At 59.2% G+C, this 20,074-nt stretch carries 18 protein-coding genes and 2 pseudogenes; 7 read left to right on the plus strand and 13 right to left on the minus strand.

Going from position 1 to position 20,074, the window contains the following annotated elements:
• Position 1: 1 nt before the first annotated feature.
• Entirely contained in the window at positions 2–2,227 is a 2,226-nt protein-coding gene (locus ACP7E0_RS24505; RefSeq protein WP_426128685.1) for a mechanosensitive ion channel family protein, read from the plus strand.
• Between the two features lie 19 nt (positions 2,228–2,246).
• Positions 2,247–2,579, plus strand: coding sequence for a hypothetical protein (locus tag ACP7E0_RS24510; RefSeq protein WP_426128610.1), 333 nt, complete (start codon positions 2,247–2,249; stop codon positions 2,577–2,579).
• Positions 2,580–2,609: 30 nt separating this feature from the next.
• Here ACP7E0_RS24510 and ACP7E0_RS24515 read toward each other — a convergent pair whose 3' ends face one another.
• The 10 genes and pseudogenes from ACP7E0_RS24515 to ccoN all read right to left on the minus strand — a co-directional run bounded on the left by ACP7E0_RS24515 (position 2,610) and on the right by ccoN (position 10,720).
• Positions 2,610–3,254, minus strand: a complete 645-nt coding sequence (locus ACP7E0_RS24515) for a MarC family protein (RefSeq protein WP_426128612.1) — start codon at positions 3,252–3,254, stop codon at positions 2,610–2,612.
• Positions 3,255–3,472: 218 nt separating this feature from the next.
• Positions 3,473–3,784, minus strand: coding sequence for a hypothetical protein (locus ACP7E0_RS24520; RefSeq protein ID WP_426128614.1), 312 nt, complete (start codon positions 3,782–3,784; stop codon positions 3,473–3,475).
• Between the two features lie 25 nt (positions 3,785–3,809).
• A pseudogene (ccoS, locus tag ACP7E0_RS24525) lies at positions 3,810–3,965 on the minus strand (cbb3-type cytochrome oxidase assembly protein CcoS); the annotation flags it as partial.
• Positions 3,962–6,232: a heavy metal translocating P-type ATPase gene (locus tag ACP7E0_RS24530; protein WP_426128616.1), complete on the minus strand. Its 2,271-nt coding sequence runs from the start codon at positions 6,230–6,232 to the stop codon at positions 3,962–3,964. The pseudogene ccoS and the gene ACP7E0_RS24530, both read right to left, overlap by 4 nt.
• A gap of 6 nt (positions 6,233–6,238) precedes the next feature.
• Positions 6,239–7,045: a DUF2189 domain-containing protein gene (locus ACP7E0_RS24535; protein ID WP_426128618.1), complete on the minus strand. Its 807-nt coding sequence runs from the start codon at positions 7,043–7,045 to the stop codon at positions 6,239–6,241.
• A gap of 18 nt (positions 7,046–7,063) precedes the next feature.
• Positions 7,064–7,255, minus strand: coding sequence for a hypothetical protein (locus ACP7E0_RS24540; protein WP_426128620.1), 192 nt, complete (start codon positions 7,253–7,255; stop codon positions 7,064–7,066).
• Positions 7,252–8,133: a cytochrome-c oxidase, cbb3-type subunit III gene (gene ccoP, locus ACP7E0_RS24545; protein WP_426128622.1), complete on the minus strand. Its 882-nt coding sequence runs from the start codon at positions 8,131–8,133 to the stop codon at positions 7,252–7,254. Before ccoP ends, ACP7E0_RS24540 begins: the two co-directional genes overlap by 4 nt.
• Complete coding sequence (locus tag ACP7E0_RS24550; RefSeq protein WP_426128624.1) at positions 8,124–8,294, minus strand: cbb3-type cytochrome c oxidase subunit 3; 171 nt, start codon at positions 8,292–8,294, stop codon at positions 8,124–8,126. Before ACP7E0_RS24550 ends, ccoP begins: the two co-directional genes overlap by 10 nt.
• Positions 8,295–8,311: 17 nt before the next feature.
• Entirely contained in the window at positions 8,312–9,064 is a 753-nt protein-coding gene (gene ccoO, locus ACP7E0_RS24555) for a cytochrome-c oxidase, cbb3-type subunit II (protein ID WP_426128626.1), read from the minus strand.
• A gap of 3 nt (positions 9,065–9,067) precedes the next feature.
• Positions 9,068–10,720, minus strand: a complete 1,653-nt coding sequence (ccoN, locus tag ACP7E0_RS24560; protein WP_426128628.1) for a cytochrome-c oxidase, cbb3-type subunit I — start codon at positions 10,718–10,720, stop codon at positions 9,068–9,070.
• 461 nt (positions 10,721–11,181) lie between these two features.
• On the opposite strand from ccoN, the gene ACP7E0_RS24565 reads away from it, so the two are divergent.
• Both ACP7E0_RS24565 and ACP7E0_RS24570 read left to right on the plus strand, forming a co-directional pair.
• Positions 11,182–12,510, plus strand: a complete 1,329-nt coding sequence (locus tag ACP7E0_RS24565; RefSeq protein WP_426128630.1) for a DUF3300 domain-containing protein — start codon at positions 11,182–11,184, stop codon at positions 12,508–12,510.
• A 22-nt stretch (positions 12,511–12,532) separates the two neighbouring features.
• Positions 12,533–13,486, plus strand: coding sequence for a DUF2950 domain-containing protein (locus ACP7E0_RS24570; protein WP_426128632.1), 954 nt, complete (start codon positions 12,533–12,535; stop codon positions 13,484–13,486).
• Here the strand turns inward: ACP7E0_RS24570 and ACP7E0_RS24575 are convergent.
• Positions 13,473–14,038: pseudogene (locus ACP7E0_RS24575) on the minus strand (NUDIX hydrolase). The gene ACP7E0_RS24570 and the pseudogene ACP7E0_RS24575 overlap by 14 nt on opposite strands.
• Positions 14,039–14,354: 316 nt before the next feature.
• Here ACP7E0_RS24575 and ACP7E0_RS24580 point away from each other — a divergent pair.
• Positions 14,355–14,750 (plus strand): Ohr family peroxiredoxin, encoded by a 396-nt coding sequence (locus tag ACP7E0_RS24580; RefSeq protein WP_426128634.1) that lies wholly within the window; start codon positions 14,355–14,357, stop codon positions 14,748–14,750.
• Positions 14,751–15,111: 361 nt separating this feature from the next.
• On the opposite strand, the gene ACP7E0_RS24585 is transcribed toward ACP7E0_RS24580, so the two are convergent.
• Together ACP7E0_RS24585 and ACP7E0_RS24590 are read right to left on the minus strand one after the other, a co-directional pair.
• Positions 15,112–15,834 (minus strand): DUF2270 domain-containing protein, encoded by a 723-nt coding sequence (locus ACP7E0_RS24585; RefSeq protein ID WP_426128687.1) that lies wholly within the window; start codon positions 15,832–15,834, stop codon positions 15,112–15,114.
• Positions 15,835–15,924: 90 nt separating this feature from the next.
• Positions 15,925–17,691 carry an SLC13 family permease gene (locus ACP7E0_RS24590; RefSeq protein ID WP_426128636.1) on the minus strand — a complete coding sequence of 589 codons (1,767 nt, stop codon included), beginning with the start codon at positions 17,689–17,691 and terminating at the stop codon, positions 15,925–15,927.
• A gap of 892 nt (positions 17,692–18,583) precedes the next feature.
• Between ACP7E0_RS24590 and ACP7E0_RS24595 the strand changes: the two genes are divergently transcribed.
• Positions 18,584–19,384 (plus strand): alpha/beta fold hydrolase, encoded by an 801-nt coding sequence (locus ACP7E0_RS24595; protein WP_426128638.1) that lies wholly within the window; start codon positions 18,584–18,586, stop codon positions 19,382–19,384.
• Positions 19,385–19,897, plus strand: a complete 513-nt coding sequence (locus ACP7E0_RS24600) for a ClbS/DfsB family four-helix bundle protein (RefSeq protein WP_426128640.1) — start codon at positions 19,385–19,387, stop codon at positions 19,895–19,897.
• Positions 19,898–20,074: the final 177 nt, after the last annotated feature.

Raw genomic sequence — 20,074 nt, forward strand, 5'->3', positions numbered from 1 at the left:
CATGACCCTCTTCGCGCTGTTTTTCGCTTTCGGTGTCCATGCATCCCATCCGGCGTTCGCGCAGAATGCCGCTCCCGATGCTGCCCAGGCGGAGAAGGTCCAGCGCTTCCTCGAGCTGGTCGACGACCCACAAGTCCGAGCATGGCTCCTGAGTGCAAAGCCGGCAGCTGCGGCAGTTCCCGCAATCGATGAACCGGTCTCATACGCCGGGTTCGCCACGACATTCCGCGCGCAAGCGGCGAGACTGCTCGAAGGGCTCCAAGCGTTCCCGGCGGAAGCGGGCAAGGCGGCAGCGGTGCTGCAGGCCGAGCTCGACACCAGTGGCAGCGCGCGCCCCATCTTCTTCGTGCTCGCTTTCGTCGCGGCCGGGCTGGCGGCGCAATGGTTCTTCTGGTGGATCAGCCGTGGATGGCGCGCCTGGATTGCGTCTCTCCAGGTCATGACCCCGCGAGACAAGCTCGTTGCTATCTCAGTCAGGCTACTCTGGTCTACCTGCTACGTGCTGGCCTTCGCCTTGGGAAGCATTGGCTTCTTCCTTGCCTTCGCATGGCCGCCGCTCGTCCGTGAAATCGTCGTCGGCTTCCTGTTCGCCGTGGTCATCTTCCGGCTTGCGCGCGTCACTTTCGACTTCCTTCTTGCGCCATCCGGATCGGCTGGCCTCGCTAACGCAGAGCGTTTCCGTATGGTCCCGGTCACCGACCAGGCCGCCGCCCATTGGACGAAGCGGCTCGGCTACATCGTCGGCTGGTATGCCTTCGGCTCCGTGACTGTTCACCTGCTGACCACACTCGGCTTTGCGGATAACTCCCGGCAAGTTGCGGCCTATGCGCTCGGGATCGTTCTTCTCGTGCTCGGCGTCGAAGCCGTCTGGAACCGTCCGGCGACACCTCATTCGATGGAGCAGGCAGGACGCTTCAGCCGCATCGGCGTCCGTGCGCGCAACTGGCTTTGGACGGTTTACTTCGTCTCACTATGGCTGCTTTGGGTGGCGGGAATGATGAAGCCGTTCTGGATCGCCGTCGTCGCGGCTGCCCTGCCGGGTGCGATCGCTCTGACGCGCGCCTCCGTCGATAACCTGCTCAAGACCAACATACCTGTCAGCGATGCCTCAAACGAGGACGTACCTGCCGATGGTATTGTCGAGGTTGACACCGTCTCTGTCGATGGCACTGCCTCTTCGGGACCTGTCAGCGTGATCAAGACCCAGCCGGGCGTCGTCTCCGTCATGGTCGAGCGGGGAATACGGGCTGCGCTTATCGTCGGTGCCATCGTCCTGCTGGCCAACGTCCTCGACATAAACCTGACGGGCATCACCGCCCAGGATTCCGTACCGCTCCGGCTGATGCGCGGAGCATTGAGCGCAGGCATCATCCTGCTGGTGATCGATTTGATCTGGAATGTCGTCAAGGTGCTGATCGACCGCAAGCTTGGGGAGACGGAACTGGCCCACGAAGCCGGGAGCGACCGGGAACGGAAGCGCGCCCGCATCCGTACGCTCCTGCCGATCCTGAAGAACGTGCTGATGATCCTGTTCGTCGCCGTCGCGATCATGATGGCGCTCTCGGCGATGGGCGTCGAGATCGCGCCTCTAATCGCTGGGGCAGGTGTTGTCGGCGTCGCCATCGGCTTCGGCGCCCAGACCGTCGTCAAGGACATCATCAGTGGCATGTTCTACCTACTCGATGACGCCTTCCGGGTTGGCGAGTACATATCGAGCGGCAGCTACAAGGGCACGGTCGAGTCGTTCAGCTTGCGGTCGGTGAAACTGCGCCACCATCGGGGCGCGATCTACATCGTGCCGTTCAGCGAGCTTGGAGCGGTCCAGAACCTCAGCCGCGACTGGGTCGTCGAGAAGCTCACCGTCACGGTCGGCTACGACACCGACGTCGACAAGGCCCGCAAGATCATCAAGAAGATCGGACAGGAGCTGCTGGTCGATCCGGAGCTCGCGCCTATCACCATCGAGCCACTCAAAATGCAGGGCATCGACAGCATGGGGGATTCGGGCCTGATCCTGCGGATGAAGTTCACCACGGTCCCCGGTGAGCAGTTCACCCTGAAGCGACGCGCCTTGATGATGATCAACAAGGCGTTCCACGACGCCGATATTAAGCCCGCGTTCCCGACCGTGCAGGTCGCAGGGGGCGACCGGAGCGCGGACGTCGCGGCGGCCGCGCAACAGGCTCTGGCGAAACACAACGAGGCAATCGCTGCAGCAAACCCATAAGGGCGCAGGGGAGGATTCCATGAAAACCGGATTGATGGCAGCTGTCGGCTGGCTGGTCCTTTGTCCAGCGGTATGCAACTCGGCGGAACTCGCTGAATGGCAGGCCAAGGCGCTGGAACAGATAAAGTTGAAGCACGGCGTTGTCAGCGCCCGCTGGCGGTCAGTCGAGAAAAACGACTTCTGGGTCAGCATGGATGCCGACACCTACCATGCCGATGGCTTCAAGCGTTTCGTCTGCGACATACTGAGGGAGGCCGGCGCGCCGCCCGGAACGACCACGTCCGTCTCCGTGTTCGACCCGCCCTCCTACAGCAACAGCGGCTGGCCAATGGGAACGGCGGAGTGCGATTGAGCGAGCTGGCACTCCCTCCGCCGAGCCAGATCAATGCGCGGCAACCGCCGAGATGATCCCGAGCTGACCAAGCCCGCTCACGAAAAGTTGCACCGCCACTGCAGTGAGCAGCAGACCGAACACCACCTCCGAGATGACAAGACTGGCGGGCTTCATGCGCTTTGCCAGCACATCGACGTTAGTGAAGAGCACGTAGTCGAATGTCGCGACCAACAGGATGAGGGCGAGGACGATCGCGGCGCTGGCCACGGAGACAACCTCGCCGGAGGCAATGATCAGCACCGTAATGCCGACCGGATTGAGCAGGTAGGGGACGGCGAGCGGAAAAACAGCGATCTTCTCCGGATCCACAGCCAATCCCAGTTCGTCATGTTTCTCCGCCGGCCCCGCAGCCATTTTCAGGGCTAGCAATCCAAGAACGATGCCACCCGCAACGGCGACCGCTCCGCCCGTGATGTGCAGCAGGCGCATAAGCAGCGCTCCGGTCGCGAAGATGATTACCGCCGTGACCGTTGCCGTCAGGACCATTTGGCGACCAATCTTGGCCTTGGTGGGGGCGTCAAAACTCTTGGTCATTTCAAGGAAGGGCACGAGCGCGATCTTCGGCCCCATGCCAACGAGAAGGAGAAGGAGAAGCTTGGCAACAAGGCCAGCGTCGATGACTGTGAAATCCATCCGAATATTCCTGTGTTGCATCCGTTCTGCGCCGGAGACGTTTCCCGATTATGCGCCCGTGCCAAATGGTTCGTGCGGCGCCAGTATGCGGAAAAACCTCGACAATGGGAGTATACTACAGTTGGTTACATAGTATTTTCTGCGATAGTGCCGTGAAGGCCCGTCACATGGTCTTAGGCACTCGCCGTACAGCAACCGGCGAGAATGGACGGGGCTCGTTAACCGTTGCGATCACTGCGCGCGGAAACAGTCACTCCCCTGAGCACCCCGAAGATGGCTCCGATCATTCCGCCAATGACGACGCCGGCGGAACCTCCCGCTAAAGCACCGACGATGCAGCAGGCAAGCCACGCCGCAGCACCGGAAGCCTCGGCAATGAACAATGTCGCAATGACACCGACCAATGCGCCAACCATGCCGAGGACAATCCCGACCCCCGTTACGGACTCTGAGGGATCGAGGGTACGTTTCTGCGAGGACGGGCTGGCGTCATATTCTTCCATCGGAGACTGTCGCTCACTGTCTTCCATTCGGTTCTCCTTCAGTGCGTGTCAGCCGCCCAAGCGGCTTGTCGTCGTTTTCGTAGAGTATGCGTTCCGCCGCACCGTCCAGGTCGTCGTACTGGCCGTTGCGAAGCGACCAGAGGAACGCACCCAGTCCGGCTATCCCCATCAATACGGCTATGGGTATCAGAAACGACAAAGTGCTCATTGGGCCGCTCTCGCCAGCCGCTCAGTCGGGGCTCTCCGCCAGGATCGCACATCGGCGTCCATATCGAGCCTGACCGCATTGGCGACAACCAATAAGGACGAACTGGACATCGCCACTGCTGCGACGAGCGGACTGGCGTAGCCCGACAATGCGAACGGTATGCTGGCCACATTGTAGACAATGGCGAGAGCGAAGTTCTGGCGGATCAGCGAGGCAGCACGCCCCGCCGTTGTCATTGCTATCTTTATGCCGTCCATGTCGCCATTGAGCAGAATGAAATCGGCCGCGCTGCGACCGATGTCGCTTCCCGAGGCCGGAGCCATGGAGACATGCGCGGCCTTCAGTGCGACGGCATCGTTTATTCCGTCGCCGATCATCATCACCTTGCGTCCGCGATCTCGCAGCGCTTCAATGGCCTCGGCCTTCTCCTTTGGAAGCGCAGCTGCGCTCACCTCGTCGATCCCAACCTCACGTGCCACGGCAAGGGCCGCCTGCGGAACATCGCCTGTCAGCATCTGGACGACAATGCCACGATCCTTCAGGAACTGCACCGCCTCTGCCGACCCCGCCCGGACCCGTTCTCCGAAGACGAAAGTGGCAAGGACTTCTCCCCCTCGGGTCAGCACGACCCTGGAGGGTGCGTTAGAATCAAGTCCGTCTTTGCCCGTCGCCCACGCGGTCCGGCCAAGGCGGTATCGTTCACCGCGGAAGGATGCCTCAAGACCATTGCCGGGCATCTCTCTGACGTCTTCGAGCAACAGGACCTCCGCGTTGCCGCGCGCTGCGTAGTCGGCGACTGCCTTTGACATCGGATGGCTTGAGAACCTTGCCAGCGATACCGCCAGGGAAAACTCCAGTGGTCCGTTCCATGTCCCCGTCGCCAACACTGGATCGTACTGCGTCAGCGTCCCGGTTTTGTCGAACACGACGGTGTCGATTTGCGCCAGACGTTCCAATGCCGATCCGTCCCGTGCGACGAGGCCGTGTTTAAACAACCTGCGGGCGGCGACGACCTGCACCATGGGAACCGCAAGTCCAAGCGCACATGGACAGGCGATGATCAATACCGAGATCGCAATCGTCAGGGAGAGGTGAACGTCTCCTGTGACCAGGAACCATGCGAGGAACGCGAACACCGACAGTCCGTGGACGACGGGCGCGTAGAGACGCGCAGCCCTGTCGATCAGCATACGGTACTGGGACCGGCCGTCCTCGACGGCCTCCAGCATCCTGTGCAGCTCGGCGAGCGTGGAATCCCCCGGTGTGGACGTGGCTTCGACCGTCAGCGGATGGCCGACGTTCAAATCCCCCGCGCGGACCCGTGAGCCTGGCGCGACCCTCTCCCAGCGGCTCTCTCCGGTGAGCATGGAGCGGTCCAGTTCGGAGATGCCCGAAAGGATGGTCCCGTCGGCCGGAATTCGATCGCCGGCCGCAATCAGAGTGCGCGTGCCGAGGACGATCTCGTTCAGCGAGACGAAGTCGGTCCGCCCATCCTCGCGGACTATATTCGCGCCCTTTGGCATCATGTCGGCCAGGGCCGCCGCCGCCGATCGCGCCCGCCTGCGCATCATATGATCGAGCGTGCGGCCGACAAGCAGAACGAACAGGAGCGACGTGCTGGCCTCGAAGTAGGCCTGCCGCCCCTCGACGAACGTATCGTACAGGCTCAAACCGAACGAGAGCAGGACGCCGATGCTGATCGGAACATCCATGTTCACCCCGCCGTGCGCGAGCGCCCGCCACGCCGAGCGGTAGAACGTCGCACCTGAGTAGATCACGGCAGGCAGGGCGAGCGCGGCCGACATCAGGTGGAGCGCCTGACGTGTCGACGGGTCGGCGCCCGACCAGACGGAGACGGAAAGGATCATGATGTTCATGGAGCAGAAACCCGCGACCGCCAGGCAACGCAACAGCCCGGACATCTCGTCGTCGAGATGCTCATGGCCTTCGGTGGGCAGGACTGCCGTGTAGCCTATCGATCCGATCGATGCGGCGAAGTCCGGTCGCGTGCCGTTGTCCGCCTGCCAGTTGATAATCACCCGCTTGGTCGTTAGGTTGGCGCGCACCGAGCGAACGTCGGGCAATCTGGCGAGGGTCGTCTCCAGCCGGACCATACACGCGCCGCACCGCATGTCGGGAACCGCCAGTGCGACCTGCCGGAGACCTTCGCCCAGATCGCGGCTGGCCAGCATGACCTCGCCGATCCCCGGCCTCCCCTGTCCGGGTGCGTGGCCATGCGTTAGGTCTGTTGGGGCGCAGCAGGTCATCGTCGGCTACCTGACCGCCTTGTAGGCATGCCACGTGGCGTGGCCGAGCAGCGGAAAGACGACGATCAGCCCAAGAAATCCCGTCAGCACGCTGGCGGCGAAGAAGACAAGGACGATCGAACCCCAGACCAGCATCGGCCGGATGTTGTTCCAGACCATCGCGGTGCTGACACCCATCGCAGTGAAGGCATCCACCCGTTGATCGAGGAGCATCGGTATCGAGAAGACACCGATCGCGAACGCGAATCCTGCAAACAGTGCGCCCACGGCAAAGCCCACGACGAGCATAGCCCAGCCCTCCGGGGTCGTCAGCAGTAGCATGGCGACGCCGTCGAGACCGGGGAATGGGTTTACGCCGAAGAACAGCGCGTAGATGATCACGGCTGCCCGCATCCAGAGAAGCATCAGCATGCAGAGCACCATTCCCGTAAAGAAAACCTGTTTTCCTGCGAGCGGACGCACACCAAGCATGGCACCGAGCGTCACGTGCCCACCGTCCGCCAAGGTCCGGCTCTTGGCATATAGCCCGGCGGCAAAGAGTGGTGCGACGATCAGCAATCCCGCCAGTGCGGGAAAGAGAAGATAGTCGAGTCCCGATCGGAACAGGATTAGGACGGTAGAAGATGCGATGAGGAAGACCACAAATCCGTAGGTCAGGCTCGTAAGCGGCTGCGTGATCAGGTCACGCCAGCCTTGCCGGAGCCAGTCGAACGGAGCGCCAAGAGGCAGATGCCGCTGCCACTTCGGGTTCATCGTCTCCTCTATCCCGGATACCTCGCTCAGATATCGGGCGGAGTTGTCGTCCTGCGGCATCTGATCCTTCTCCTTCGTTCAGCAAGAGGCCGTGGCGGCCCTAAATTCCATTGGCTGCTGGCCCTTTTCCTTGATATGTTCGACGCAGGCGGGCTGGCTTGCGATCGCGACGTAGACGAGATGCGCGTTGGCACCGACGAAGATCGCGCCGACCAAACCAATCAACAGCCATATGACAGTTCTCGCCGACGGCCCGATCGCGGAGGTCATGGCTGCTTTCCGCCCAGCCCGCTGACATAAAGAGCTAGAATTTTGATCTCTGCGGGCGTCAGGCGTTCGTCCCATGTCGGCATATGTCCCTGTCGTCCACCATGCACCGTTTCAATGATCCGGCTCAGAGTTCCACCGTAAATCCAGCGGTCATTAGTCAGGTTGGGTGCACCGAGGTCGGGCTTGCCCTTGGCATCTTCCCCGTGGCAGGAAACGCAGCTTGCCACGAACACCTGATGACCAGTCTCTATATCACCGAGGCTTTCAGCGCCCGAAGCCTCTTTGCTACTCAAGGAGTAGACATAGGCGGCAACGTCGGTCACCTGCTTGCGGTCGAGCATCTCGTCCGCTCCAAATGCAGGCATCTGCGACACACGGCTGTTCGAGTGCCGCGAATTGACCCCGACCGTCATCGTCTCGACGATCCGTTCCGGTTCTCCGCCCCAGAGCCAGTCGTCGTCGGTCAGATCAGGATAGTTTTGTCCGCCTTTTCCGTCCCGGCCGTGACAGGCGGCACAGTTGTCTCCGAACAACTGGTGGCCGCTCGAGGTCACCTTGGACATCAATTGCCCGTCGGCTCTGATCTGATCAAAGGAGTTCTTCTCGATCCTTTCGGTCCACGGAAAACGCGACGCCGCAGCATCGACGATCTTGCGTTCTACCGTTTGCTTCTGGTCGCCGCCGATCAAGCCTTTGGTATAGGTCGTTCCGAGCGGCCAGGCGGGATGAAGCACCCACCAGAGCGCTGCGAAAAGATGGGTGACAATGAGGAATATGAGGACACCGCGCGGGATCGGCGTATCCAGTTCCTTGATGCCGTTCCAGATGTGTCCCGTGGTTCTTCTGCCCGTGACCTGGTCGGTTTCCTTTATCGCCATGGGGTGTCATCCTTGTCGAATATCTCCGTTTCCGCCCTTTTGAAGCGCGTCCGGTTGGAAGGCCAGAACGTATAGACGACCACCCCGATCGAAAACAGGATGAGATACAGCAGCCCCCACACCTTGGAGAGTTCCAACATGGTCTCGTGGGTAATGTCCATTGCAATCCCCTTCGTACTCAGTTGTTGGGGTCCGGCATCTGCTCGGGTGCCGCGGTGTTCTCGTATGCCGCCTTCGTCAGACGGCCCACGACCTGGAGGTAAGCGACCAAGGCGTCCATTTCGGTGACGGTATTCTTGACGCCGTCGAACGCCGACACTTGCGTCTCGTCGCCATAGCGTTCCGTGACGCCGGAGGACTGGTCGCTGTCCGGATTGGATTGGCCGTAGGCGTCCGCGGCGGCACTGGCGATCATCTCGTCCGTGTACGGAACCCCGACGGCTCTCAAGGCTGCGAGATGACCGCCCAGATCGGACAGCTCAAGCTGGTTCGTCGCCAGCCAGCGGTAGGACGGCATGTTGGATTCGGGAACGACGTCACGTGGATTGATCAGATGGGCGACGTGCCAGAGATCGGAATACTTGCCGCCGATGCGCGCCAAATCGGGTCCCGTGCGCTTCGACCCCCACAACATCGGATGGTCGTACTTGGATTCGACCGCAAGCGAATATGGTCCGTACCGCTCGACTTCGTCGCGCAGCGTCCTGATCATCTGACTGTGGCACGCATAACAGCCTTCCCGGACGTAGATGTCGCGGCCAGCCGTTTCGAGGGGGGAATAGAGCCTCATGTCAGGCGCATCTTCAACTGTCTCGTGGATGGTGAAAAGCGGGGCGATCTCGACGATACCACCGACGCTCCCGGCCGCGACAATGGCCAGCATGAAGCCGACAGCCGTTCGTTCCAGTTTTCCGTGCAGACGCTCGCTCATGTCTCACTCCGCCGCAGAAGGTGCCGCACCGTAGACGCCCAAGGGCAGCGGTGCGTCGGAAGATGCGTGTGCTGTGGCCGGAGCCGTTCGGACGGTCATCCAGATGTTGAAGCTCGCCACGATCGCGCCGAGTAGAAACAGCAGCCCTCCGAAGGCGCGGGCGATGTAGTAGGGATACATCGCCAGCAGGCTGTCGACGAACGAATAGACCAGGGTGTTGTCGGGCGAATACGTGCGCCACATCAGGCCCTGGATAATCCCTGAGTTCCACATGGCGAAGACGTAGATCAGCGTGCCGATCAGCGCCAACCAGAAGTGAACCTCCACCAGGGTGGAAGAATACATCCGTTCGCGTTTCCAGATCGACGGAACGAGCGTGTAGAACGATCCGAAGATAATCATTGCGACCCAGCCCAGGGCACCGGCGTGAACGTGTCCCACTGTCCAGTCGGTATAATGGGACAGCGAGTTCACCGCTCTGATGGCCATGAAGGAGCCTTCGAATGTCGACAATCCGTAGAAGAACGCTGCCATCATGATGAAGCGGAGCGTGGCGTCATCGCGGACCCGGTGCCATGCCCCGTTCAAAGTCAGCAATGCGTTTCCGGCCGACGCCCAGGACGGAACAAGCAGCATCACCGAGAAGGTCATCCCGAGGTTCTGCACCCAGAGAGGCAGCGCTGTATAATGAAGATGGTGGGAACCTGCCCACATATAGAAGAATGTAATGCCCCAGAAGCTGATGATGGACAGCCGATAGGAAAAGATCGGCCGCTGGGCGCGGATCGGCAGGTAGTAGTAGAGCATCCCGAGGAAGCCTGCGGTCAGGAAGAACGCCACCGCGTTGTGCCCGTACCACCACTGCACCATCGCATCCTGGACGCCTGACCATACCGTGTAGCTCTTCGCCTGGCCGAACGAGACGGGCACCGCAAGGTTATTGACGATATGGAGGATGGCCACGACGATGATGAAGGCGAGATAGTACCAGTTGGCGACGTAGATGTGCGGTTCCTTGCGTCGTGCCAGCGTGCGCACGAAAAGCACGAAATAGGCGACCCACACGATCACCAGCCAGATGTCGGCATACCATTCCGCTTCGGCATATTCCTTTGACTGGGTGACGCCCATGAAATAGCCGCTGACCGCGATCAGACAGAATAGGTTGTATCCGAAGATGACGAACCAAGGCGACAACTGATCGGCCAGGCGGGCACGCGACGTCCGTTGCACCACATGGAAGGATGTCGCGATCAACGCGTTTCCGCCGAAACCGAAGATCACCCCCGTCGTGTGGGCCGGGCGTATCCGCCCGAAGCTTGACCACGCCGTATCGAAGTTGAGGCTGGGCCATGCAAGCTGCGCGGCGGCCCAGACACCGACAAACATCCCGAAGACAGCCCAGAACATTGTGAGGACAACCCCCACCTTGATGGGATCGTCGTAGTAGGTGGAGAAGCGGGCGGCATCCGGTTCCTTCCCGAAGAACGATGTGAGAATCCACCAGAACAGGGCTCCGGAATAAAGGAAAACCATGCCCCCGTGGACGCCCATCGGATCAAAGCGGCCGGCCGCGGCCATCGCGATGCCAAGGATCATCAGAACCAGTAGTATGGCCGATGCGAACTCGCGTTCGCCCGTCGTAAGCTGTCCCATCTATCCCACCTCAGACAATGCCACGGGCATCGTGCAGGACTCGATTCGAAAAAGCAACCGTTTATAAGGGCTTGCGCTTTCGTCTCAACCTTAAATTGGCTACTGGTTGCGCCCGCTTTTAAGTTGGGGCCTGATCAAATCCAGACGGTTGAAAGCCGAAGTCGCCAATCAGGCCTGAACAGGGCGAGGCCGCTCTTGAATGGGCATGTGTTGTCGTCGCGTTCCCGGACGCGGCTGATTTCTTTCTGTGAGGAGATGCCTATCCCGTGATTGATGAATCGTGATGCAGCATACCGTATGCTCTGTGTAGTTTCGTCCATCCTGCGGTCGGAAAATCCGCCGCCATTTATGTATGTTACCGTAATATACTTCCCTTCTTTTGGCTTTAGGTACACCTTACGCAAGCCTTATGGCTGCCTTGCAGGTGGCACCCGAAATCGGCAGGACAAGGAACGCTTCAGATGAACCGACGGTATCAAATGCTACATGTAACGGGCCTTTGCCTGTCGCTTTCCTGGCTTCCGCAGTCACTTTACGGACCACCGCATGCGTTTGCCCAGGACACGGCCGCAGCCACTGCGACCGTCCCTGACGATGACGCGCCGGCCCCGCTCACCGAAGACGAGCTTGAGATCCTTGTCGCACGGATTGCGCTTTATCCCGACGAGCTCGTCGCACTCATCTCGTCCGCTTCCCTTTATCCCTTGCAGGTCGTCGAGGCGGCCCGTTTCCTCGGCCAGCTGAGGAAGAATGCCACACTGAAACCGAAGTCGACATGGGACGGAAGCATCGTCTCACTTCTCAACTATCCGCAGATCGTCACGATGATGAGCGATGACCTTGACTGGACACAGTCGCTTGGAGCAGCGCTTACGTACCAGCAGAAGGACGTGCTGATCGCGATCCAGCAGTTGCGCGACAAGGCTGTGGCCGACGGCATCATCAAGACCGACGACAAGATCAAGGTCAGCCAGGAGAATGACAACGTCGTCATCGTGGCGGCGAACCCGGAGAAGATCTACATCCCGCAATACGTTCCGGAGATGCTCTATCAACCTGGATACGTTGCAGCGTCGATTGCTTACTATCCGGAGCCGTACCCGAGCTATTATTATCCCACCGCTACCTTCTTTGCCGGCGTGGTGACCGGAGCCGTCTGGGCCGCGGCCGTCGACTGGAACCGCTGGGGTGTCGCCGGCGGCCGTTGGAACGGCAACGTCGACATCGACTGCAACAACTGCTTCAATAATATCAACGGCAAGGTGAACATCAACGATCTTGACTGGAAGAACGTCGACCGCAGCAAGATCAAGTTCGACCGGGCCCAGTTCAACAACATTGATCGCACCGCATTTCGCAACAATATTCAGGCGAACGGCGACCGAAACAAGGCCAGCATCATCGGCAACGACCGCGCGACGAACATCCGCAACAAGCCGGGGAACATCAGCGTCAACGACGTTCGCAAGAGTAAGATTGACGCCGACAAGATCAACCGCAACAGGCCGGAGCGGAAAGCGGCCCAGGCGGCACAGAACCGCAAGCCGGAGGCAAGACCGACCAAGGCCGCCGGAAACATAAAGCAGCGGCCGAACGCCAAGCGCCCCGTCGTCAAGCCAAGGCCAGCGGCGCGCGTGGATAACCGGGCGAGGCGGCCATCGGCGCTGGGGAATGTGGACAGTGGGAGACGCACCCAGATGCAGTCGCATCGCGGTCGGCAGGCCATGAGTGGCGGCAACCGGGGCGGCGGCAATCGCCAGATCAACCGTGGTGGCGGACGTCGTCGTTGACCGAGGAATAAGGAAACAAGCAATGATCCATCAAATAAGCAAAATGGTCCTCGGCTCGGTAATCACTGCCGGTCTTTTGAGTTCTACGGGAACTGCCAGCGCCGCCGAACCATCGGACGCCACCGCCATCTCATCCTTCGCCTCTCCCACCGACCCGCCCGTGTTCGACACGCCGGAACAGGCCATCGACGCCTTCAAGGCGGCACTATCAGCCGACGACTTCGACAAGTTCGCGACCGTACTCGGGCTCGACCCAGCCAAGACGAAGACGGGCGAGGGCGTGATGGATACCTTTTCAGAGATCCGCGATGGCGCAAAGGCAAAGGTGATCACGCAGGATGTCGAAGGCCGGAAGATCGTTGAAATCGGTGACAAACTATGGCCGCTGCCATTCCCGGTTGTGAAGGGCGAAGACGGCAAATGGTCGTTCGACACGTATGCCGGGTTTGAGGAGATCATTAACCGCCGCGTCGGCGAGAACGAACTGCATACGATCGAGACGATGCGCGCCTATGTCGACGCCCAGCGGGAATATGCCGCCGCCGACCGCGACGAGGACGGCGTGCTGGAATACGCCCGCAAGCTGATCAGCAGCGATGGCAAAACCGACGGGCTTTACTGGTCGCCTGATTCAAACGAGGAGGAAAGCCCTGCGGGCAACGCTCTTGAAGACAATGCCGCACTTGACAAGGCAAAGGCCGGGGAGGGTTACTACGGCTATCGCTACCGGATCATCGAAGGCCAGGGACCCAACATTGCGGGCGGCAAGTTCGACTACGTCATCAACGGCAACATGATCGCCGGGTTCGCGCTGATTGCCTGGCCGATCCGCTATGGCGAAACAGGCGTTCACACGTTCACAGTGAATGCGAACGGCGCGGTCTACCAGGCCGATCTTGGTGAGAGAACGGCGGCAATGGCGGCGGGGATCAAGACGTTCAATCCGGACGATCATTGGGAGGTCAGTGCGGACTAAGGCTTAGCGCTTCGATGCGCCTTATGTGGGTTGCGGTCACGCCGATGCGCGGTCGGAATTCAACGAGAAGAGATTTTAGCTCGATTTCGCGGACACGCCTTCACCTCGTCGGGTGTCTACCATGCCAGGATTCGTCCGCCGCGCTCCTTGAACTCGTCGTTTGCTTTTGAAACTTTGATCTCAAAAATATCGACAATGCATGGCGCAACATCTCCGTTGTCTATCATTTTGGGATAAGTGTATTTCCCTACTGCGGACTTGGATCCCATCCGCGCACCCCAGCTTCCTCCCACGCCTCAACCGCCGCAGCTTCGTGCGGCTTTCTAACCTTTTATCGGCCAGCCTTCGGGTATGATCCATCGCCCGCTATCACGCGATGTGACCAGGGGTATTTCGACCTCCGGTCCACCGTCCCTGTAACGAAAGCCTCATCGCCCCGTATTGCTGGCGAAATGCTCCTGTGAAAAGCTTTTCGGGGGGGGCTGCGAGCTGCTTGAGGAGCGAACGTGAATTGTCATCGTGTCGCGGAGGAGACCATGGAACCAGACACATCGGGATCAAAGGATTGATCCGTGATGGAACAGTGTGCGATTGCGATTGTCCCGCCCACGCCCCGGAAATGTGTCGGGCGGCTAGGCGTCGTGGTGTGCCTGTGTTGTCGACGAGCCTTCACACAAGAGTTTACCACTATGGCATCTGCCCGGATTAGCTTGGATGCTCCCCACGCGCACTGGTCTCGGACGTCGCTAATCGCAGCTATTGACGTCTAATAACGCCTAACGTGCGGTTTCTGTCTCGGTGACGTACCTCTTGGAGCAGCACAAACGTGCAGTCGCTCAATCATCAAAACCTAGGACAGGAATACGTTATGACCCACAAGATTCTCTTTACTGGCAAGACACACAACACCAATGGCCGCGACGGTGGAACCCGCAGCAGCGACGGCTTTCTGGACATCAAGATGAAGCAGCCGCATCCGGCCGCCGAAAACCTGTTCGGTGCCGCCTGGTCGGCCTGCTACATGGGTGCCATCGAAGTAGCCGCCTCGCAAAGACAGATCAAGCTCCCGGCAGGGATTGCAGTCGATGCCGAGATTGATCTCAATGTCGATGACGGCAACTACTTCCTGAGCGCCCGTCTCAATGTCAGCATTCCCGGCGTCGATCCTGTGATCGCCCACGAGTTGCTCGCCGCCGCTCACAGCATCTGCCCATACTCCAAAGCAACGCACGGCAACGTCACGGATGTGACCAACCTCGTCTGAGCGAGACGTTGCAGCATCGGGTACGCTCGCCCTGGGATCAGCCATTACAGCCGGAATACCGAGGCGTCCGCATCGTTTCGATCAGAAAGGCATGGAGCCCGACCCGAAGAAAGCCGAATACGATCAGGCGCGTGCGGCTGTCGCGACGCTGCTGCGGGACGTCAGGCCCGGACGTCATCGTGTAGGTAGCCATCCTGGCAGCCAATGATCAGGTGCGGCCTTAAGGCGCTTCTGGAAGATCAGCGCCCCTGTTGACCGTTCGATTCCGTTTAAGGCGGTGGGGAACTAAATTCCGCTCGAACGGTGTGGAGCGGTTTAACTTCAACGGCCAGCGCTTTTGCATGAACACGGTTGAGCGAACCTAGACATGTGCCTCGCCGAAGGCGAATTCGCCATCATCCGGCTCGTTGTAAAGCGATGCAAAAAAGACAGCCGCATAGAGCACTCCCACTAAGGTCAACACGATCCATCCCGCAACAGGCCCGAGAGCTGCGTTATTGATGAGGTCACTCCATTGGCTGACAACCTGCGCATTCGTATCGTCAGGAAGCAGTACCGGTGAGGAGATTTTCAGACCCCACGCCAGGAGCAAGATAAGATACATCCAGCAGTAGTTCCGCCGAATGCGCCGAACGAGCGCCCCCCGGTAGCTGATGAGGAAGGTCGGCTTGCGAAGGCTCTGGGCGATTGCAGCCGCCCAATCGGAATTCAGCTCAGCCTGCGGGCTTAGGACCTGCGCAAAGTAGTAACGCTCCAGCTGCCGCACGCGACCCCTGTAAATGTCGAAGAACCGGTAGCGCCGGGCTTCAATGATCAGGAGCAACGATACCAACAGCATGCCGAACAGAATGACGCCGTGGTGGGAAGTCGGCGTCGATAACGAGATCGACAGCAAAGCCGCAACAACAGTGATTGCCCAATTCGAGGTCCGGTCTAAGCGATCTCGCCAACCCGTCATGCGGCCCATCTCACCGCGGTAGTAGTGGATGACGGCGTTGACTTTTTCGGATGAGGTCGTCGGAAGGGGAGGCCCCACTTGGTCTCCCGCCGCCTGTCCGCCCGTTGGCTTTTGATTTAGTCCAATTAGAGGTTCCACACGTTGTCTCCTTCGATGTCGGCACAGGCCCGAAACGCCAGAGCCAACGCCTGCGTTCCAACATGAAGTATCGTCCTGCTATATCGGCCAGACAAGCAAGAGCATCGGTACGCTGACGAGGAGGACGATAATTGAAAGGGGGAGACCCAGACGGGCGTAGTCCCCGAAGCGATAGCCGCCCGGTCCCATGACCAGTGTATTGCACTGGTGACCGATCGGGGTCAGAAAGTCGCAGCCGGCCCCGATGGCGACAGCCATCAGGAACGCATCCGGTTGAAAGCCGAGCTTTTCTGCGAAAGTGGCGGCGATCGGGGCCATGACCAGCACTGTTGCGGCGTTGTTGAGGAATGGCGTGACCGCCATGGCTGCGACCAGGATAAGTGCAAGAGCTCCATAAGGTGGCAGCATCTCGGCTGTCCGAGAAAGCAGGTCCGCGATTACCTCGGTCGTTCCGGTCGTCTTTAGCGCGTCGCTGATCGGGATCAAAGCAGCGAGCATGATGAGAATAGGGGCATCCAGATGGCTGTAGACGTCGCGAAGGGGAGCCGATCCGGTCAAAACCATCAGGAAGGCTGCTGCGAAGAACGCGGTGGCTACTGGCACACCACCGAACGCGGTTGCACCCATCGTAGCGACAAGAATCAGAACGGGGACCAGGCCATTACGAACACTTCCGAGCTTTAGGTTGCGTTCCACCAACGGCAGGCAGCCCCATTCGCGTAGCAGGTCCGGTAACTTTTGCAGGTCACCCTGCAATACAACGACATCGCCGTTGCGGATCTTGATCTCGCCCAAGCGCTCCGTAAACCGCTTGTCACGTCGGCTGACCGCCAAAAGATTCAAACCGGTATTCTCAAAGAGCGCGACGTCCTTGGCACTCAAGCCGATCAAGCGAGAGTGCTCGCCAACGATCGCTTCGACAGTATTCAAGAGCTTGCCGTTTGATGTTCCCAGCGTGCGGTCAGAAAGGCGAAGTTTACCTTCGCTGACCATCCTGTCGAGTGCCGCCTGCTCGCCTTCAATAATGAGCAGATCGCCATCCTTTAGCATCATGTCTGGAAGCGGTTTCCGCCGAGCGCCTCCCTCAGTGATTATTCCTGTGACCATCGCGTCGCCGCCAGCGGGCTTTTGCAGCCAACTGATCGATTGTCCGACCGCGACAGAAGGCGCGGTGACACGCGCCTCCGTCGTGTAGTTCTTGATCTTCACCGCCTCGTCCAGCGAGGTCTCTTCACGCACACGGTCGGGCAAGAGCCGGTAGCAGGTGGCCAGGAATATGAGCCCGACAACGGCGAGGGACGCGCCAACGGGTGTGTAGTCGAACATCGTAAACGGCTGGCCGGTGATTTCCTCACGCACGCGGGACACGATAATATTGGGCGAGGTGCCAATCTGTGTCATCAGACCACCAAGCAACGAGGCAAATGCCATTGGCATGAGAAACATCGACGGCGAAACGCGAGACTTGCGCGCCATCTGGATCGCCACCGGGATCATAATGGCCAGCGCCCCGATATTCTTTATGAATGCAGACAGAATGGCGACAATAACAACGAGGATTATAAGCTGCGTTCGGGGGCCACGTCTCTCAGGCGAAAGCCTGCGAAGGGCAATGTCCATAATGCCAGAGCGTGAAATTGCCGCGCTGACGATCAGGGCGCTTCCAACGATAATCACAATGTCGTCTGCGAACCCAGAGAAGGCCTCTTTCGCAGGCACGATACCGACGAGGACGGCGGCGAGAAGGGAGCCTGCGGCGACAACGTCGTATCGATAGCGTCCCCATACGAAAGCGCCCATCATCAGGGCAATGATGAGAAGGGAAAGCCATTGATCTATGCGCATGTTTCAATTCCAGTTGGGTGCTCGTGAACTCTTCAGGCGAGAGAAGGATGCACAAGTGATTACGAATTCTTAGCCTTCCGTCGCTTGCTGACCAGTTGACACGACAAATGTCGCTTTCCATCGTCACAGCCATCGTTTCCGCCTGGAAGCCATCGTGGTGCTCAATTTCATCGGTTGGAGTTACACAAGGACTCGGCGTGGCGCTACCGGTGCCAAATCACCCAAAAGAAACCTCATTGACGGTTCTGTTGATATCCTGATCTCTATGCTCTTGTGTCCTCAATGACGATGCCAAGAAACTATCGATCTCCGTTCGTAGTACGCCTAACCGATTGATATGGCGTCGAGCCTGTTGAATACTAAGCCCGTATTTTTTGGCGAGAGTCTCAGGTGAGTAAATATTCGGATCATTCAACATTTTGGACATTTGCGGCTCCTTCACACAGTGAACCCGAAGCGGCGAAGGTATGTTCCGCGTATGTTGAACTGCCCTGTCGCGTTCCCTTAAGGCTAGCGCGGTGAAACGGTAACGTTTGTTCCCGGATTTATCCACGTGGGTTTCGAAACGTTTAAAGTTCCCTCGCGTCGCGTTCCGGAGACCCGGAGCGATTTGCATCGAGCTGGTTTCCCCTAGAACTTCGAAGCGCAATAGTCGGGCGAGCGCCCATCCTTCGATGCCCACTTGATTAAATGCTCCCACACGCTCACCAAGATGCTGATGGTGGGCATGCGGCCAAAACGAGCAAGAAATTGATCTGCATCAATAGGTCTTTGTCGTAATAGCCGTATCTAGTGCACTCACAGGAGATCGGCGGGCCACTACCTGTGGACGCAGTCGCGAGCGTATGTTCCATAGGATCAGGGAAGGACGGCGAGTCCGCCGGAATATGAAATGAGCGGTTTCAATCACAACTGCGGTCAGTACGTGACGGTCGACGGGGCCGATCTCTACGTCGAGATCAAGGGCAAAGAGACGGGGCACCCGTTGGTCTTCCTGCATGGCGGGCTCGGCACCATTGAGGACTTCAACCCCATCCTGTCCAATCTCGCTTTGGATTATCGCCTGATCGGTATCGACAGCCGGGGGCAGGGGAAGTCAACTCTCGGGACCGAAAAACTCACTTACCGGCGGATCGAGCAAGATGTCGCGGCAGTTTGGCGTGAACTCGACCTGGGTCCTGTGACACTGATCGGCCATAGCGACGGAGGTATTGCTGCCCTGCGTCTTGCGGCTGAGAAAGACATCCTGATCAACAAGGTGGTAACGATCGGCGCGCACTGGATGCTGAATGAGGAAGACCCGATCCGCGAGATGTACGCGGGCGTGACTGCGGAAAGCTGGTACGAGATGTTCCCTGAGGAAGTCGAGATCTATCGATCTCTCAACCCGGAGCCGGATTTCCACCGGATCACGCGCGCGGTGGTGGAGCTCTGGCTGGATTCGAGCGCGGCTGGTTACCCCGGCGAGACGGTTCGCGAGATCAGTTGCGATCTCCTGGTCATCCGGGGTGACGACGACATGCTGGTGTCGCGAACGAATGCCCTGGAACTCGCAGAGCGGGTCAATGGCGCAAAACTCCTGAACCTTCCTTTCGCGGGTCATTCTGCGCATGAGGAGCAACCCGAAACGGTGCTTTGGGCACTGCGGACTTTCCTCGCGGCCGATGAAACCGCGCAAGGCGAGGACGCTTGATTGGCTGTACCGCAAAACAAGGATGAGTTGCTCCAGGCCATCGAGGTCAGTTTCGGAAAGCTAATGAAAGAACTCGCCGACATCCCGTTGGCCCGGGTGAGCGACCCGGTCATGGAGGGACAGGCTGAGGGAACATCGATGAGTGTAGCCAATCTGGTGGCCAACCTTGTGGGCTGGAAGCAACTGGTGCTAAAATGGCTGGACCGCCACGTGGCTGGCAAGGCGATCGACTTTCCCGAGACGGGTTTCAAATGGAACGAGTTGGGCCGGCTCGCTGGGAAATTCTATCGCGATTACAAGGATGTCCCGTTCCAGCAGCTAATCGAGCGTCTCGAATCTTCTAAGAACCGTATTGTCGTGCTGATCGCCGCTAGTGATGATCAAGATCTCTACGGCAAACCCTGGTACGATAAATGGACCATGGGCCGTATGATCCAGTTCAATACCTCGTCCCCGTATGAAATGCACGGGGCCGGTTGCGAAGGCGGCTTACGAGATCCCAAGCGCTATTAGCCCAATCCCAAGGCGCTGTGGTTCCGTAAATGATTGGTATCGCACGTTATTAAGGTAACAGATCTTGAAGGGTGGTTATCGTTGAGAAAAGCTGACGCTCGGCCACGAGCTGTCGTGACCGTGTCAGATGGGGCTCCGGTTAGCCCTCGACATTGTTTAGGCCAACTAGTCTGAAAG

It is taken from the genome of Pararhizobium sp. PWRC1-1 (genome assembly GCF_049897905.1).
Classification (GTDB): Bacteria; Pseudomonadota; Alphaproteobacteria; order Rhizobiales; family Rhizobiaceae; genus Pararhizobium.